We start from the raw sequence: 14286 nt of genomic DNA, 5'->3' as shown, positions 1-14286 counted from the left end.
CGCAGGGGCAGGGTAGTGGCCGCGACTTTGGCGCTTCGGTCCTGCCGACACAAGAGCCTGGTCCCACGGCAGTTGCTTGACGTCCCGACGCGCTTGCGAAACAAGGCATGGACGACCGGCATCAATATCGAGGGGCAGGGTGAGTTTTTCGGGGTTACTTCAGCTCGGTCTTTCGACCGTGATCTTTCTGCTGGCGGCGGCGGCCGCCAAGCAATGGGGGATGGCGCCCAGCCTGGGCAAGATCGTGCTGACGCTTGCGCTCTATTCGCTGGGCAACCTGATCATGCTGCGGCTGATTCGCGAATTCGGCATGTCGGTGTCGTTCAGCCTGTCGGCCGTCATCCAGCTGGTATCGGTCAATCTGGTGGCGCTGATATTCTTCGGCGAGCGCATCAATACGCTGCAGGCGGCCGGCATCGTGCTGGCGATCGCCGCCGTGGCGCTGATCACGCTCGGGCCCTATGTGCAAGGGCGATGACCGGCACACCATGGTTGCGAAACGAGGTCCGATGAAGACTGCGGCAAAGGCTCTGCTGAGCCGGGTCGAATTCCCGGTGCTGCTGGCCGGCCTTGTGGTCGCCGCCGGCCTGTGGGGTTTCGTGGAGTTGATGGAGGTGGCACGGGCCACCACGCCGCACGCCTTCGACACTGAAATCATGCTTGCCTTCCGCCAGGCGGGCCAACCCGGTATCCCGATCGGCCCGCTATGGATGGAAGGGGCGATGCGCGACATCACCAGCCTCGGCAGCACCAGCGTGCTGGTGCTGATCACGGCGGCGACGATCATCTATCTGCTGTTGATCCACCGGCCCGGGACCGCGCTTCTCATCTTCGTCGCCGTGGCGGGCGGCCAGACGCTGTCGAGCCTGCTGAAGCTCGGCGTCGACCGGCCGCGGCCCGAGCTCGTCTCGCATCTGGTCAACGAGACCTCGCTTTCCTTCCCAAGCGGCCACGCGATGCTGTCGGCGGTGACCTATCTCACATTGGGCTCGCTTGCGGCGCGCTTCCTGCATGGCCGGACGACGAAGATCTATGTCCTGGCGCTCGCCGTGCTGACGACGGTGCTTGTCGGCATCAGCCGCATCTATCTCGGCGTCCACTGGCCGTCGGACGTGCTGGCCGGCTGGTGCGCGGGCTTTGCCTGGGCCATGCTGTGCTGGTTGGCTGCAAGGGTCCTGCAGCGGCGCAGGGTGGTGCGTGACGATGCCTGACGACGCCCGACCGGGAAGCGGTCAGATCAGCCGGTTGATCAAGTGTCCGCAGCCCGTTAGCAGAAGGGCCACCGATACCAGCCATGCCGATGTCGTCAATGTCTTGAAATGGTCGACCGCGTTATCCTCTGCCCCACATGGAACACCTTAGCTCTCAATGTTCGGGAAGTATCCGAAAAATGCTCGATAGCGATGATGATCAAGGGTCAAGCGTGCATCCTGATGCTTGAAACATCATTATGATCGTATTATACATCACATCCGCAGACTCAGACGGGGATCCCGGCCGATGATCACTGCCGCGCAGATGCGCGCCGCGAGGGCGCTGGCCGGCATCGATCAGAAGACGCTCGCCGAGCGCGCCGGCGTTTCGCTTCCCACCATCCAGCGCATGGAAGCGAGCGACGGCGTGGTCAGGGGCGTGGTCGATACGCTGATGAAGGTCATCCAGGCCCTCGACGAGGCCGGGGTGGAGCTGATCGGCGAGAATCAACCCAGTGAGCGCGGCGGCCGGGGCGTGCGCCTCAAGCCTGCCGTGCCGCCCAATCCGCAAGCTGAGCCGGCATAAGTCGCGACGGCGACCGCCGACAGTCCTGCCGACGATCCCGCCGCCTTTCAGGTGCGGAAGGCAGTCCATGGACGAGATCGGGCAGACACTCCACGAAACCGCGCGCAAACCGGCCCATGGGCCGGCAAAGCCGACTTTTTCCGAACTGTTCACACCGAAACTGGTGACGGTCTGGCGCGAAGGCTACAGGCTCGAACATCTCAGGGCCGATGCGATTGCCGGGCTGACCGTCGCCATCGTCGCCTTGCCGCTGTCGATGGCAATCGCCATCGCATCAGGGGTGACGCCGGAGCGCGGGCTCTATACATCCATCATCGGCGGCTTCATCATTTCGGCGTTCGGCGGCAGCCGTTTCCAGATCGGCGGCCCCGCGGGCGCCTTCATCGTGCTGGTGGCGGCGACGGTCGCGCGGGTCGGCGTGGACGGGCTGTTGCTGGCGACGATGATGGCCGGCATCTTCCTCATCGCCATCGGGTACCTGCGGCTCGGCACCTACATAAAGTTCATTCCCTATCCGGTGACGGTCGGCTTTACCGCCGGTATCGCCGTCATCATCTTCTCGGGCCAGATCGTCGAATTGTTCGGGCTGAAGCTCGCCGGCAAGGAGCCAGGTCCGCTGGTGCCGAAGTTGACGGCGATCGGCGAGGCGGCCGGCACGATCAATCTCGCGGCGACCGTCGTGGCGGTGCTGACAATCGCAACCATCGCTTTCCTGAAGCGCTGGCGACCGAAATGGCCGGCGATGTTGATCGCCATCGGGCTGGCGTCGCTCGCGGTGGCGCTGTTTGCGCTGCCGGCCGAGACGATCGGCACGCGCTTTGGCGGCATCCCGCGCAGCCTGCAATGGCCGGCGCTTCCCCCTGTCAGCCTCGACAGGATGATCGACGTGCTGCCGGACGCCATCGCCTTCGCGTTGCTGGGCGCCATCGAGTCCTTGCTGTCGGCCGTCGTCGCCGACGGCATGACCGGCCGCCGGCACCGTTCCAACTGCGAACTGGTGGCGCAAGGCTTCGCCAACATCGCCTCGGCCCTGTTCGGCGGCATCTGCACCACCGGCACCATTGCCCGTACCGCCACCAATGTGCGGGCCGGCGCGCACGGGCCGGTTTCGGGCATGATCCACTCCATGATCCTGCTCGTCCTGATGCTGGTGGCAGCGCCGCTCGCCAGCTACATTCCGCTCTCCGCCCTCGCCGGCGTGCTGGCGGTGGTGTGCTGGAACATGTTCGAGAAGCAGGCCTTCGCCACGCTGCTGCGCGCCTCGCGCGGCGATGCCCTGGTGCTGATGGCCACCTTCCTGATCGTGGTCTTCCGCGACTTGACCGAAGGCATCGTCGTCGGCTTCGCGCTGGGCTCGATCCTGTTCATCGACCGCATGGCGAAATCCATCGCTGTCGAGGCCGACCAGACGCTGGTGCCGGAGGACGTCGCCGACCGCGAGAGCGTCTATGATTCCAGGGACGCGACCAACGCCGACACCGTCGTCTACCGCATCTCCGGCGCATTCTTCTTCGGCGCCGCTTCGACCGTCGGCGCGGTGCTCGACCGCATCGCCGACCAGCGCAAGAACTTCATCCTCGACTGCTCGGCGGTGCCGTTCTTCGATTCGACCGCGGCCAATGTCATCGAGGGTGCGGCGCACAAGGCCAGGCGCGCCGGCGTGCGCTTTGTCATATCGGGCGCTTCGCCGCAGACCAGGCGCACGCTGATCAACCACGGCCTCAAGCGCCCGCTGGTGACCTACGCCGCCTCGATCCAGGCCGCGCGGGCGCAGTTGGAAGGGAAGAGGGCAGCGCAGTAGGTTGCATTCTGCTTCCTTCCAACGCGCCGGGAAGCGCCTCTCATGGGTTGAGCGATCGCGAACCGCTGACGAAGGGACTTCCCCGGATATAAAATCGCAACAGGCGGTCGGCATCCTTCGAAATGCCGATCCGAACGCCCTGCCCGATTTCGCCGGGGTCGCGGCCATCGCTTGCGAGCCATAGAGGGCCTTCCCGGCAAAGATCGAGCCCGTCGAGCGAACGGTCGATCCGCAACGCCATGGCGAGCCTTCCCGGTCCTCGCGCCAGGTCACGCAGGCGCTCGATGCCGCGATTGAGCCGCATGATCGGAATGCCGTCGAGCGGCTCGAGTGCCCTGATCAGGACGCCGGTTCCGATTCCGGGCACTTCGCTCGAGACGTTCAGCATGTATGAGATGCCGTAGGCGAGATAGACATAGGCATGCCCGCGCTCGAGGAACAGCGAGCGGTTGCGCGGCGTCATTCCCCGGTAGCCGTGGCCGGCAGCATCGCCGGCGACATACGCCTCGGTCTCGACGATGCGGCCGCTGGCAATGCCTTCGGGCAATTCCCGCACCACGATCTTGCCGATGAGATAGCGCGCGAGAACGGCCGTATCGTGCGGCAGTTCCGAACGGGCGAGCGGGCTGCGGACGACCATCCTCATGGCGGCTGGTTTTAGATCCGCCCGTGTGGCAAAGGCTCTCGTCACCTCGCCGCCAATTCCTCCGCAGGCGGAGCGCCGGCAAGATGGTCGCGCGCCTTTCGGGCCAGCTTCTTCGTCGAGCGCCTGGGACTGTCGCCGAACAGTTCGGCCGCCTCGGCAAGGCAGGATTTCCTCAGGCTCTTTTCGGAATGCTTCAGGAGTTTGCCAAGGAGTTTCGTATCGCCGGGCGGCCCAAGCGGCTCGCCGCCGGCATCCAGCATCGCGCGCATGACGAAGACGTCGTGCAGTTCGCCGAGTTGCTCTGCAAGCTTGTCGACCGCCTTGCGACGAGCCTTGATTGGCGTTGGCCACAGGCGGCCGAGCAGCGACAGATGCATGCTATGGGTCTTGGCCGCCTTGCGCAGATCATGGAAATCCTCGGCCTCGCCGCTCGAGCCCGCCTTGTCCAGCGCTTTGCGTGCGCGCCGCAATATGGTGCGGGCGCCCTCGGCCAGAATGTCGGCGGCCTGCTCCGGCTGGTCCGGCAAGGACAGCCTGTCGACCCGTTCGAGGCCCTCCTGGCAGGCGGCGATGGCAGCTTTTATGGCCGCATCGAGACCGGCGCCGGCATGAAGCGCGTGCTGGCGCATCACCAGGCGATCGCGGGCGGGGCTGAGGCCGTCACCGGCGCTTTGCCCCGGAAAGGCGTCGGCCAGACGGTCGATCGTCTCGATCAAGGCGGTCGCCTCGCGCGGTCCGGCGAGCAATGCCGAGACCTGCCTGTAACACTCATTCTCCGTGCGGCAGAATGTTTCGTCACCGGAACGAACCAGACGCAACAAGGCGCGCACGCTCTTCAGCCGTTTGCGGCATTTGTGCAGTCCCTGTTCCGGCCTGTCACGCGCCGTGTCGAGATGAGTAAGCGCCTTGCCGATTTCCTCGGCCAGGATTCGCCTGACTTCGCCGGTCAGCGGCAGGCGCGGATCGATGCGAAAACTCATGCGGCGATCTCCGGAATCCCCCCGAGGGCGAGCGACGCGTTATAGAATTTCTGTTCGCCAGTCACTTCGCGGCCGAGCCAGTCTGGCAGCATTTCGTCCGGAACATCGTCCGGTGTCTCGAGTTCGGCCATCACAAGCCCCGCCAGCGCGCCGCCAAAGACATCGACTTCATAGAGATAGCCGCCATGCCTAACATGATGACGTGTCTTCTCGATGACACGCCCGATGGCGAAGCCGAGCATCTCCACGGCGTCGGCCAGCGGAATGGGATATTCGAATTCGTCGCGCTCGCGCGCCGTGCTGCCGAATTTGAGCGTCAGCCTGGCCGAGGCGCCGTTGCTGATGCGCACGCGCACCGTGCGTCCCGGCGCGGCGGCGAGATAGAACTGGAGAATGCGGATGTCCGCCTCGACCAGATCCCGCCATGCCGTGCCGGAGACCAGGAACTTGCGCTCGACTTCCTTGCCCATGGCCGCGCACTAAAGCCCGCGCGAGCCGGCATGGCAAGCCATGTCCGGGACGGGATTTGACTTAATCAATCGATTGATTAAAGTATGCCGCATGATCAAGCCGCCCGAAGCCCGAACTCCTCGCCGCGAGCCGCCCGCTGCGGAGATGACGCGTGAAGCCCTGGTCCGCGCGGCGCTCAAGCTGTTCGGAAGACAAGGCTTCGACGGCACCTCCACGCGCGAGATCGCGGCGGAGGCCAAGGCCAATATCGGTTCCATCGCCTACCACTTCGGCAGCAAGGAGGGGCTGCGCCTCGCCGCCGCCGACCATATCGTGGACACCATACAAGCGGTCGCCGGCCAGGCACTCGGCGAGGCGCGGGCGCCGGCAACCCCGAACCCCGATACGGCGCGGGCACAGCTGTTCGCGGCGCTGGAGCGGATGGTGGCATTCGTCGTGGCGCAGCCGCAAGCCGGTGAGATCGTGCAGTTCGTGCTGCGCGAGCTCTCGCATCCGACCGCGGCGCTCGACCGCATCTATGACGGCGTGTTCGAGCCGACGCATCGGCGCCTGTGCCTACTCTGGGAACAGGCGACCGGCGAGGCGGCCGAGAGCGAGGCGACCCGGCTCACCGTGTTCACGCTGATCGGACAGGTCCTCTATTTCCGCATCGGCCGCGAGGCGGTCATGCGCCGCATGGGCTGGCGCGAGATCGGCACCGCCGAGGCCGCCAAGGTGGCGGCCGTCACATCGGACAACCTCGGCGCCATACTGGCCGCCCGGAAGGGATCGAGACGATGAGCTTTCTTTGTTCGCTGCCGCTTGCCGCTCAGCTCTTCGGCGCCTGCGCACCGGCTTCGCCGCTGGCCGTCGGCTATGTCGAAGGCGACTATGTGCTGCTGGCGCCGATCGAGGTGGCGCAGGTCGAGACCGTCGCCGTCAAGCGCGGCGATCGCGTCACATCGGGCACCACGATCGTGACGCTGGAAAACGCCGACGCGAAAATCGCGGTCGCACAGGCCACGGCAAGTCTCGCCCAGGCGCAGGCGCAGCTTGCCGATCTGCAAGTGGGCAAGCGGCCGGAAGAAATCGCCGCCCTCAAGGCCCAGGTCGACATGGCCAAGGCGCAGGCTGACGATGCCAGACGCAAATACGACCGCGCCGCCGACCTTTTCAAGCGCGGCACCGGCACGCAGGCCGACTACGACACCGCATCGGCCACGCTGGAGACGGCCAATGCGCAGGTCGGACAGGCGCAGGCCAATCTCGCCGCCGGCGGCCTGCCGGCGCGTCCCGAGACGATCAAGGCCGCTGAAAGTCAGGTCAAGCAGGCGCAGGCCGCGCTCGACCAAGCGGCGTGGCGGCTGTCCAAGCGCACCCTGGCGGCCCCTTCTCCGGGCCGCGTCAACGACGTCATCCGCAATCCGGGCGACACGGCAGGTCCGACCGCACCCGTCATCTCCGTGCTGCCCGACGGCGCGGTGAAGCTCAGCGTCTATATACCGGAAGCCGCCTTCTCCTCGGTCAAGGTCGGCACCTTGCTTCGCGTCCATTGCGACGGCTGCGGCCCGGATGTGAAGGCGCGCGTCAGCTATGTCTCGCCCGATCCGGAGTTCACCCCGCCGGTGATCTATTCGCTGGAGAACCGGCAGAAGCTGGTCTACCTCGTCGAGGCGCGGCCGGAGGGCAGCGCCGGCGCCTTGCAGCCGGGCCAGATCGTCGACGTCGAGCTGGCGGTTTCAGGGAAATGAACGTCATCGACGTGCACGGCCTGGTCAAGCGCTTCGGCGACAAGACCGTCGTCGACCATGTCACGATGGCGGTGGCGGAAGGCGAGATCGTCGGCTTCCTCGGCCCCAACGGCTCGGGCAAGACCACCACCATCCGCATCATGTGCGGCCTGCTGACCCCGGACGAGGGCGAAGGCACGGTGCTGGGTTTCGACATCCTCACCGACAGCCTGCGCATCAAGCGCGAGGTCGGCTACATGACGCAGAAATTCTCGTTCTACGAGGATCTGACGATCGGCGAGAACCTCGAATTCGTGGCGCGGCTCTACCGGCTGAGGCCGGTCGAGGCGCATGTCGCCAGGACCCTGGAGGAACTCGGCCTGACGACACGCCGCAACCAGCTCGCCGGTACGCTGTCGGGCGGCTGGAAGCAGCGGCTGGCGCTGGCCGCTTGCATCATGCACAAGCCCAAGCTGCTTCTGCTCGACGAGCCGACGGCCGGCGTCGACCCCAAGGCGCGGCGCGAGTTCTGGGACGAGATCCACCGGCTGGCCAACGGCGGGCTGACCGTGCTGGTCTCCACGCACTATATGGACGAGGCCGAGCGCTGCCACCGCATCAGCTATATCTCCTACGGCAAGATGCTGGCGACGGGCACCGTCGCCGAGGTAGTCAGGAATGCCGGCTTGACCACTTTCGTCCTGCAGGGCCCGCGCCTCGACCAGGTGGCGCAAGCGCTTGAGGGTCGGCCGGGCGTTGACCAGGTGGCGCCGTTCGGCGCGACGCTGCATGTCGTGGGGGCCGACAGGAAGAAGCTGGAGGCGGCGCTGGCCGATGTCGAGAAGGAACACAAGGGCGTGACGGTGGCGCCGGGCGAAACCAGCCTCGAGGACGTCTTCATCCAGTTCATGTCCGGCTCGAAGGACAACATGGCATGAACGCGGTCTTCTCCTTCGCCCGGCTCGGCGCGCTGCTGATCAAGGAGTTCATCCAGATGCGCCGCGACCGCATCACCTTCGCCATGATGCTGGGCGTGCCGCTGATCCAGCTGGTGCTGTTCGGCTACGCCATCAACAACGACCCGAAGAGCCTGCCGGCGGCACTCGTGGCAACGAGCAGCGATCCCTATACGCGCGCCATGGTCTCGGCCCTGCAGACCACCGGCTACTACCGTTTCGACCATGTGGCGCAAAGTGCCGAGGAGGCCGAATTCCTGATGGCGCGCGGCGACGTCGCCTTCGTCGTCACCATTCCGGCCGATTTCGCGCGGCGGGTGGAGCGCGGCGACAATCCGCAGATCCTGATCGAGGCCGACGCCACCGACCCGGCGGTGGCCAGCGGCGCCATCTCGACGCTCAGCACCGTCGCCGGCCAGGCGTTGCTCAGAGCGCAAGGCATGCAGGAGGCCGCCGCCGAGGCCGCCCGGGGCCAGCTCGATGTGGTCGTGCACCGGCGCTACAATCCGGAGGGCATCTCGCAATACAACATCGTCCCCGGCCTGCTCGGCGTCATCCTGCAGATGACGATGGTGATGATGACCTCGATCGCGCTGACGCGCGAGACAGAGCGCGGCACGATGGAGAACCTGCTCGCCATGCCGTCGAGCCCGCTCGAGATCATGCTGGGCAAGGTGCTGCCCTATCTGGCGGTCGGCGCGGTTCAGGTCGTGGTGGTGCTGGCGGCGTCGAAGCTTCTGTTCGCCATCCCCTTCACGGGGTCGATGACGCTGCTGTTGTCGGCGGTGCTGGTGTTCGTGCTGTCCCTGGTGCTGCTCGGCTACACGATCTCGACCGTCGCGCGCACGCAGATGCAGGCGTTGCAGCTCACCTTCTTCTTCTTCCTGCCGTCGATCATGCTTTCAGGTTTCATGTTTCCCTATCGCGGCATGCCGGGCTGGGCGCAGATCTTTGGCGAGATCTTTCCCCTCACGCATTTCCTGCGCATTACCCGTGCCGTCATGCTGAAGGGCGCGCAGCTGCCGGCGGTGGCCGTGGAGATCGGCTGGCTGGTGGTGTTCGTGGCGCTGTTTGCCGGCGTCGCCCTTGTCCGCTTCCGCCGCACGCTGGACTGAAAACAGCCCTTGGGGCGGTCCAGGGTTCCATCGAACCCTGGACCCTCCCGTTGGAACCATGCTTCTGCCCCGGCGTTGTCGATCAGCCTCGCCGCTGCCACTTGCGGGCCAAGACGGCCCCCTCAGTGCAAGCGAAGCCTTTGGCATCTCGAAGTCCGGCCGGATCATCCGGCGGCATGCGAAATGCCATCAAAACAACGAGATAGAGCACAGACTTGCAAGTGTATCGCGCTCTATCGACCAGCAATGGAGGCAATGATGAGACTGTATCTTTCCGCCACCGCGGCCGGGCTTCTGCTTGCGGCCGGCATCGGTGCCGCCGCCGCTCAGGACGTGATCATCGAGCCGCAGCAGGAGACCGTTATCCGCGAATATGTGCACAAGAAGCCGATCGCCTCGGTCGACCTGCTGGGCGTCCAGCTGGCCATCGGCTCAACCTTGCCGGACACTGTGGAGCTGCATGCGATCGATGTTCCTGATGTGCAGTACCGCTATGTCGTCGTCAACGGTCAAACCGTCCTCGTCGATCCCGGAACCCGTCGCATCGTGAAGGTCATCGACTGACGGCACTGGGGCAATTCCAGGAAAAGTGCGCAGCGGTTTCCATCCGGAATTGCGAAACAACAAAGACTGCCCGCCCTGCCATGCGGGGCGGGCGTCAGGCGGCAGCAGCCATGATCTTGGCATAGGCGTCGAAATCGACATTGCCGCCAGAGAGCACCACGGCCACGCATTTGCCGGCCAAGTCGATCCTGCCCGACGAGAGCGCCGCCAGCCCGACGCAGCCGCCGGGCTCCACGACCAGCTTGAGATGGGCCATGGCGTCGCGCATGGCCTGCTTCGTCGCCTCCTCCGAGACGGCAATGCCGCCGGCCAGCGTCCTGCGATTGATCTCGAAGGTGAGCGCGCCCGGCTCGGCGACGAGAAGCGCGTCGCAGATCGAGGTGTGGCCGGGCTCGTTCGCTACCCTGGCGCCCTTGGCCAGCGACCGGCTGGTGTCGTCGAAAAATTCCGGCTCTGCCGCCCAGACGGCGGTGGCGGGCGAACCGTCCTTGACCGCGATCGAAATCCCGCTGCTCAGCCCGCCGCCGCCACAGGGAACGATGACGGCGTCGAGGCTCACGCCAAGCGCCTTGGCCTGACGCAGCAATTCGAGGCCGATCGTGCCCTGGCCGGCGATGATGGCGGGATCGTCATAGGGCGGCACCAGGACCATGCCCTTCTCCACGTAAGGCCGAACCACGGCCACGCGGTCTTCGCGGACGCGATCAAAGGCGACCACTTCGGCGCCCATCTTGCGGACATTGCCGATCTTCATGGCCGGCGCATCCGACGGCATGGCGATGACCGCCCTGACGCCGAACATGGCGGCGGAAGCGGCAACGCCTTGCGCATGATTGCCCGAGGAAAAGGCGACCACGCCGCGGCCGCGCTCCTCGGCCGATAGCGAGGACAGCTTGTTGTAGGCGCCGCGGAACTTGAACGAGCCGGTGCGCTGCAGCGTTTCCGGCTTGAACAGGATGCGGCCGCCGAAGCGGCTGTTGAGCCCGGGCGATTCGATCAGTGGCGTCTCGACGATAAGGCCGGAGAGCCGGGCGGCGGCGGCGTGGATATCGGCGATGCCGGGAGGCGTGGTCATGGCGGATCCTGTAGATGTGGTCCGGCCATGGTGCACGCAAAGGGCCGCGCGAGGCCAACAAAAAAATGTAACCGTCACAAGGTTTGGAGTCACGACGGCCGGCAGTGCTGGCCGTCACCTGCCTGCCGGTCCGTCCAGTTCAACCCTCACCCCAACAACGTCCGCTTCCGTTTGTTGCCGCCGGCCTTGCGCCAGGCATTGAAGCGGTGGGTGGCGGCGGCGAAGGAAATCTTCATCTGCTGGGAGACCGAATAGCGCGACTTGCCTTCGTCGAACATGCGATAGCAGCACTCGACGCCTTCCTCGGTCAGCTTGCCGTCGGGGGTCTTGTTGTGAGGGTTGGCGGGGTCGAATTTCTCGACCTGCTGCTCGACCAGGCCCTTCAGGCGCTGCAGGTCGGCCTCGATGCTGGCGATGAGATCGAGCACGGGTTTCGGGTCGAAGTGATGGGCGTGCGGCTTTGCAGTCATCGGCGGCTTCCTCGATTGTTGGCTTGAGTTCGGTCATATAAGTGAACATTTACCGATAATGAAGGGCCTGCGCCGAATGGCCGCTTCAACAAATCTTGACTGCCGCCCAGACGCACGATTGACCGATGCGGCAGCAAACCTTAGTTTAGAACAATTCTAAACTAGGGTGATTTCCTCATGCTTTCCCGTGTTTTCGGCTTCGGCCGCCGTCCCTTCGAATCGCTCTCCGAACAGGAGATCCTGGCATTGGCCATTTCGTCCGAGGAAGATGACGGGCGCATCTACCGCGCCTATGCCGACGGGCTGGCCGAGAGCTTTCCGCAATCGGCGAAAGTGTTCGAGGAGATGGCTGAGGAAGAGGATGGCCATCGCGACTCGCTGATCGAACTTCATCGCAAGCGCTTCGGCGAGCGCATTCCGCTGATCCGGCGCGAACATGTGAAGGGCTATTACGAGCGAAAGCCCGACTGGCTGGTCAGACCGCTTGGCATCGAGCATGTGCGCAGCCAGGCCGAGGCGATGGAGCGGCAGGCTTACCTGTTCTACGTGGAGGCGGCCAAGCGTACCACCGACGCCTCGACACGAAAACTGCTCAACGATCTGGCGGTGGCGGAGCAGGGGCACGAGACGCTGGCGCAGCGCCTGGAGCAGAAGCATGTGCCGGGCGACGTGAAGGACGAGGAAGCGGCGGCCGAGCAGCGCCAGTTCATCCTGACCTATGTTCAGCCGGGACTGGCTGGCTTGATGGACGGATCGGTGTCGACGCTGGCGCCGATTTTCGCCGCGGCGTTTGCCACGCATGATACATCGCAGACCTTTCTTGTCGGGCTTGCCGCCTCGATCGGCGCCGGCATATCGATGGGCTTCACCGAAGTCGCTTCCGATGATGGCAAGCTCTCGGGCCGCGGCTCGCCGGTAAAGCGCGGCATCACCACCGGTGTCATGACAGCGGCCGGTGGCCTTGGCCACGCATTGCCCTACCTGATCCCGCATTTTTGGACGGCGACAGCGGTTGCCGCCGTGGTGGTGTTCTTCGAACTCTGGGCAATCGCTTTCGTCCAGAACCGTTACATGCAGACACCCTTCCTGCGCGCCGCCTTCCAGGTGGTGCTCGGCGGTGCGCTGGTGTTCGCGGCAGGCGTGCTGATCGGCAACGCATAACGCCATTTCCCTTCTCCTCCTCCTGCGGAGAAGGGAAAGGTATTACCCGTTCACGGCCCGGCTATCGACCGGCGCCTGTTGCCTTTCACTCAACCCATAATCACGCACGACGTGCGCGATGCGCAGGCGGTAGCCGGCAAAGATGCCGCCGCGCCCGGCCTGCTGCGCCTGCCGGTGTTCTTGCGTGTTGCGCCAGGCCTTCACCGCTTCCTCGTCGCGCCAGAACGATAGTGACAGGATGCGGTCCGGATTGGCGAGGCTCTGGAAGCGCTCGACCGAGATGAAGCCGTCGATGCCTTCAAGCAGCGGCCGCAACTGGGCGGCGATGCCCAGATAGGCATCGCGCCTGCCTGCGGCCGGCTCGACCTCGAAGATGACGGCGATCACGGCAGCACCAGCTTCGCGTGCGGGCCGGACGCCAGTTTCAGGAACATGCGATCCTCCTTGAGGATGAATTTTTCACGGCGGGCGAATTCGTAGTTTGCCTTGCCAGCCGGGTCGGCGGCAAGCCGGGTCCTATAGGCTTCGTAGGCGGCCAGGCTTTCTATGTTGTAGGCGGCATAGGCGGTCGTGGCCGAGCCTTCATGCGGCGCGTAGTAGCCGATCAGGTCGGCGCCGCAGCGCGGAATGGCCTGGCCCCAGTTACGGGCATATTCCTCGAACGCGGCCTTGCCGAACGGATCGATCTCGTAGCGGATGAAGCAGGTGATGGTCATTTCGGTCTCCCTGAGTTGGCGCACAGATAATTCGATCTCTGTCGAAACGTCGCCTACGCCGTTGTGCTAAGCGGTTTCCTGTCAGGAGCATCGTCAGCGCTCCTTGAGCTGAGCGAAGGATAGTGATTATCTGGCGAGAATGCTTCGATAGGGATGAAACTATGCGTGAAGGACCCGATATTGCCCGCATCGCCAGCCTGATCGGCGACCCGGCCCGCGCCAACATGCTCAACGCACTGATGGGCGGCACGGCGCTGACCGCGAGCGAACTGGCGCTCGAGGCCGGCGTATCGATGCCGACCGCCTCCTCGCATCTGTCGAAACTGATGGAAGGCGGGCTGCTGACCGTGGCAAGCCAGGGCCGGCATCGCTATTACGGGCTCGCCGGGCCGCAGGTGGCTGAAATGATCGAAGCCATCGCCGGCGTCGCCGAAGCCATCGGCCCCAAGCGCGTGCGGCCGGGCCCGCGCGACGGAGCGATGCGCGTGGCGCGCGTCTGCTACGATCATCTTGCCGGCGAGCAGGCGGTGGCGATGCTCGACCGTCTCATCGACCGGCGGCTGCTGCTGCGAGACCGCGGCGAAATCCGGTTGGCGCCTTCGGCCGCCTCGCATTTCGCGGCGATGGGCATCGATGTGGAGGCAAAGGCCCGGCGGCCGGTGTGTCGCGCCTGCCTCGACTGGAGCGTACGGCGCTCGCATCTCGCCGGCACGCTGGGCGCCGCCATCCTCGACAAGATCCTCACCGAGAAATGGGCGCGCCGGGAGAAGGACAGCCGCGCCGTGATTTTTTCGCCGCCCGGCAAACAGGCGTTCGAGAAGGTGTTTTTGGCTTGAGGCGTCG

Annotated in this window: 18 protein-coding genes; 11 read left to right on the top strand and 7 right to left on the bottom strand. The window is 65.1% G+C overall.

From position 1 onward, the window contains the following. Positions 1 to 139 precede the first annotated feature (139 nt). The 4 genes from LB532_RS03300 (at position 140) to LB532_RS03285 (ending at position 3580) form a co-directional block, all read left to right on the top strand. Positions 140 to 478 carry a hypothetical protein gene (locus LB532_RS03300; RefSeq protein ID WP_140493450.1) on the top strand — a complete coding sequence of 113 codons (339 nt, stop codon included), beginning with the start codon at positions 140 to 142 and terminating at the stop codon, positions 476 to 478. Between the two features lie 31 nt (positions 479 to 509). After that, the gene (locus LB532_RS03295) at positions 510 to 1211 is read left to right on the top strand and encodes a phosphatase PAP2 family protein (protein ID WP_140639433.1); all 702 of its coding nucleotides are present in this window, start codon (positions 510 to 512) and stop codon (positions 1209 to 1211) included. A 289-nt stretch (positions 1212 to 1500) separates the two neighbouring features. Next, complete coding sequence (locus LB532_RS03290) at positions 1501 to 1779, top strand: helix-turn-helix domain-containing protein (protein WP_140639434.1); 279 nt, start codon at positions 1501 to 1503, stop codon at positions 1777 to 1779. Between the two features lie 67 nt (positions 1780 to 1846). Beyond that, positions 1847 to 3580 carry a SulP family inorganic anion transporter gene (locus LB532_RS03285; RefSeq protein ID WP_140639435.1) on the top strand — a complete coding sequence of 578 codons (1734 nt, stop codon included), beginning with the start codon at positions 1847 to 1849 and terminating at the stop codon, positions 3578 to 3580. Positions 3581 to 3620: 40 nt separating this feature from the next. On the opposite strand, the gene LB532_RS03280 is transcribed toward LB532_RS03285, so the two are convergent. The 3 genes from LB532_RS03280 to LB532_RS03270 are packed head-to-tail and all read right to left on the bottom strand — an operon-like array spanning position 3621 to position 5676. Next, positions 3621 to 4220: a DNA-3-methyladenine glycosylase gene (locus LB532_RS03280; RefSeq protein ID WP_140639577.1), complete on the bottom strand. Its 600-nt coding sequence runs from the start codon at positions 4218 to 4220 to the stop codon at positions 3621 to 3623. 47 nt (positions 4221 to 4267) lie between these two features. After that, on the bottom strand, positions 4268 to 5206 hold the full coding sequence (locus LB532_RS03275; protein WP_140639436.1) for a CHAD domain-containing protein: 939 nt from the start codon (positions 5204 to 5206) through the stop codon (positions 4268 to 4270). Then, a complete protein-coding gene (locus LB532_RS03270; protein WP_140491763.1) occupies positions 5203 to 5676 on the bottom strand; it encodes a CYTH domain-containing protein in 474 nt (157 codons plus the stop codon). Before LB532_RS03270 ends, LB532_RS03275 begins: the two co-directional genes overlap by 4 nt. A gap of 91 nt (positions 5677 to 5767) precedes the next feature. On the opposite strand from LB532_RS03270, the gene LB532_RS03265 reads away from it, so the two are divergent. The 5 genes from LB532_RS03265 (at position 5768) to LB532_RS03245 (ending at position 10021) form a co-directional block, all read left to right on the top strand. Beyond that, positions 5768 to 6457 (top strand): CerR family C-terminal domain-containing protein, encoded by a 690-nt coding sequence (locus tag LB532_RS03265; RefSeq protein ID WP_140639437.1) that lies wholly within the window; start codon positions 5768 to 5770, stop codon positions 6455 to 6457. Beyond that, positions 6454 to 7407, top strand: coding sequence for an HlyD family secretion protein (locus LB532_RS03260; RefSeq protein ID WP_140639438.1), 954 nt, complete (start codon positions 6454 to 6456; stop codon positions 7405 to 7407). Before LB532_RS03265 ends, LB532_RS03260 begins: the two co-directional genes overlap by 4 nt. Then, positions 7404 to 8324: an ABC transporter ATP-binding protein gene (locus LB532_RS03255; RefSeq protein WP_140639439.1), complete on the top strand. Its 921-nt coding sequence runs from the start codon at positions 7404 to 7406 to the stop codon at positions 8322 to 8324. Before LB532_RS03260 ends, LB532_RS03255 begins: the two co-directional genes overlap by 4 nt. Further along, positions 8321 to 9457 carry an ABC transporter permease gene (locus LB532_RS03250; RefSeq protein WP_140559144.1) on the top strand — a complete coding sequence of 379 codons (1137 nt, stop codon included), beginning with the start codon at positions 8321 to 8323 and terminating at the stop codon, positions 9455 to 9457. The genes LB532_RS03255 and LB532_RS03250 overlap by 4 nt, the downstream gene beginning before the upstream one ends. 258 nt (positions 9458 to 9715) lie before the next feature. Beyond that, entirely contained in the window at positions 9716 to 10021 is a 306-nt protein-coding gene (locus tag LB532_RS03245; protein ID WP_140491773.1) for a DUF1236 domain-containing protein, read from the top strand. A 94-nt stretch (positions 10022 to 10115) separates the two neighbouring features. Here the strand turns inward: LB532_RS03245 and LB532_RS03240 are convergent, their stop codons facing one another. Then, positions 10116 to 11096 carry a threonine/serine dehydratase gene (locus LB532_RS03240; protein WP_140639440.1) on the bottom strand — a complete coding sequence of 327 codons (981 nt, stop codon included), beginning with the start codon at positions 11094 to 11096 and terminating at the stop codon, positions 10116 to 10118. A 146-nt stretch (positions 11097 to 11242) separates the two neighbouring features. Continuing rightward, positions 11243 to 11566: a hypothetical protein gene (locus LB532_RS03235; protein WP_140639441.1), complete on the bottom strand. Its 324-nt coding sequence runs from the start codon at positions 11564 to 11566 to the stop codon at positions 11243 to 11245. A 177-nt stretch (positions 11567 to 11743) separates the two neighbouring features. Here LB532_RS03235 and mbfA point away from each other — a divergent pair, with 177 nt between their 5' ends. Continuing rightward, positions 11744 to 12727 (top strand): iron exporter MbfA, encoded by a 984-nt coding sequence (mbfA, locus tag LB532_RS03230; RefSeq protein ID WP_140639442.1) that lies wholly within the window; start codon positions 11744 to 11746, stop codon positions 12725 to 12727. A 42-nt stretch (positions 12728 to 12769) separates the two neighbouring features. Here the strand turns inward: mbfA and LB532_RS03225 are convergent, their stop codons facing one another. Further along, complete coding sequence (locus LB532_RS03225) at positions 12770 to 13114, bottom strand: antibiotic biosynthesis monooxygenase family protein (protein WP_140639443.1); 345 nt, start codon at positions 13112 to 13114, stop codon at positions 12770 to 12772. Then, positions 13111 to 13443: an NIPSNAP family protein gene (locus LB532_RS03220; RefSeq protein ID WP_140639444.1), complete on the bottom strand. Its 333-nt coding sequence runs from the start codon at positions 13441 to 13443 to the stop codon at positions 13111 to 13113. The genes LB532_RS03225 and LB532_RS03220 overlap by 4 nt, the downstream gene beginning before the upstream one ends. A gap of 161 nt (positions 13444 to 13604) precedes the next feature. Here LB532_RS03220 and LB532_RS03215 point away from each other — a divergent pair, with 161 nt between their 5' ends. Beyond that, complete coding sequence (locus LB532_RS03215) at positions 13605 to 14279, top strand: ArsR/SmtB family transcription factor (RefSeq protein ID WP_140639445.1); 675 nt, start codon at positions 13605 to 13607, stop codon at positions 14277 to 14279. The last annotated feature ends 7 nt before the right edge of the window (positions 14280 to 14286 follow it).

This window comes from Mesorhizobium sp. ESP-6-2 (assembly GCF_020164675.1).
Classification (GTDB): Bacteria; Pseudomonadota; Alphaproteobacteria; order Rhizobiales; family Rhizobiaceae; genus Mesorhizobium.
Note: the sequence above shows the minus strand (reverse complement) of the source record. Positions and strands in the feature narration are given on the sequence as shown.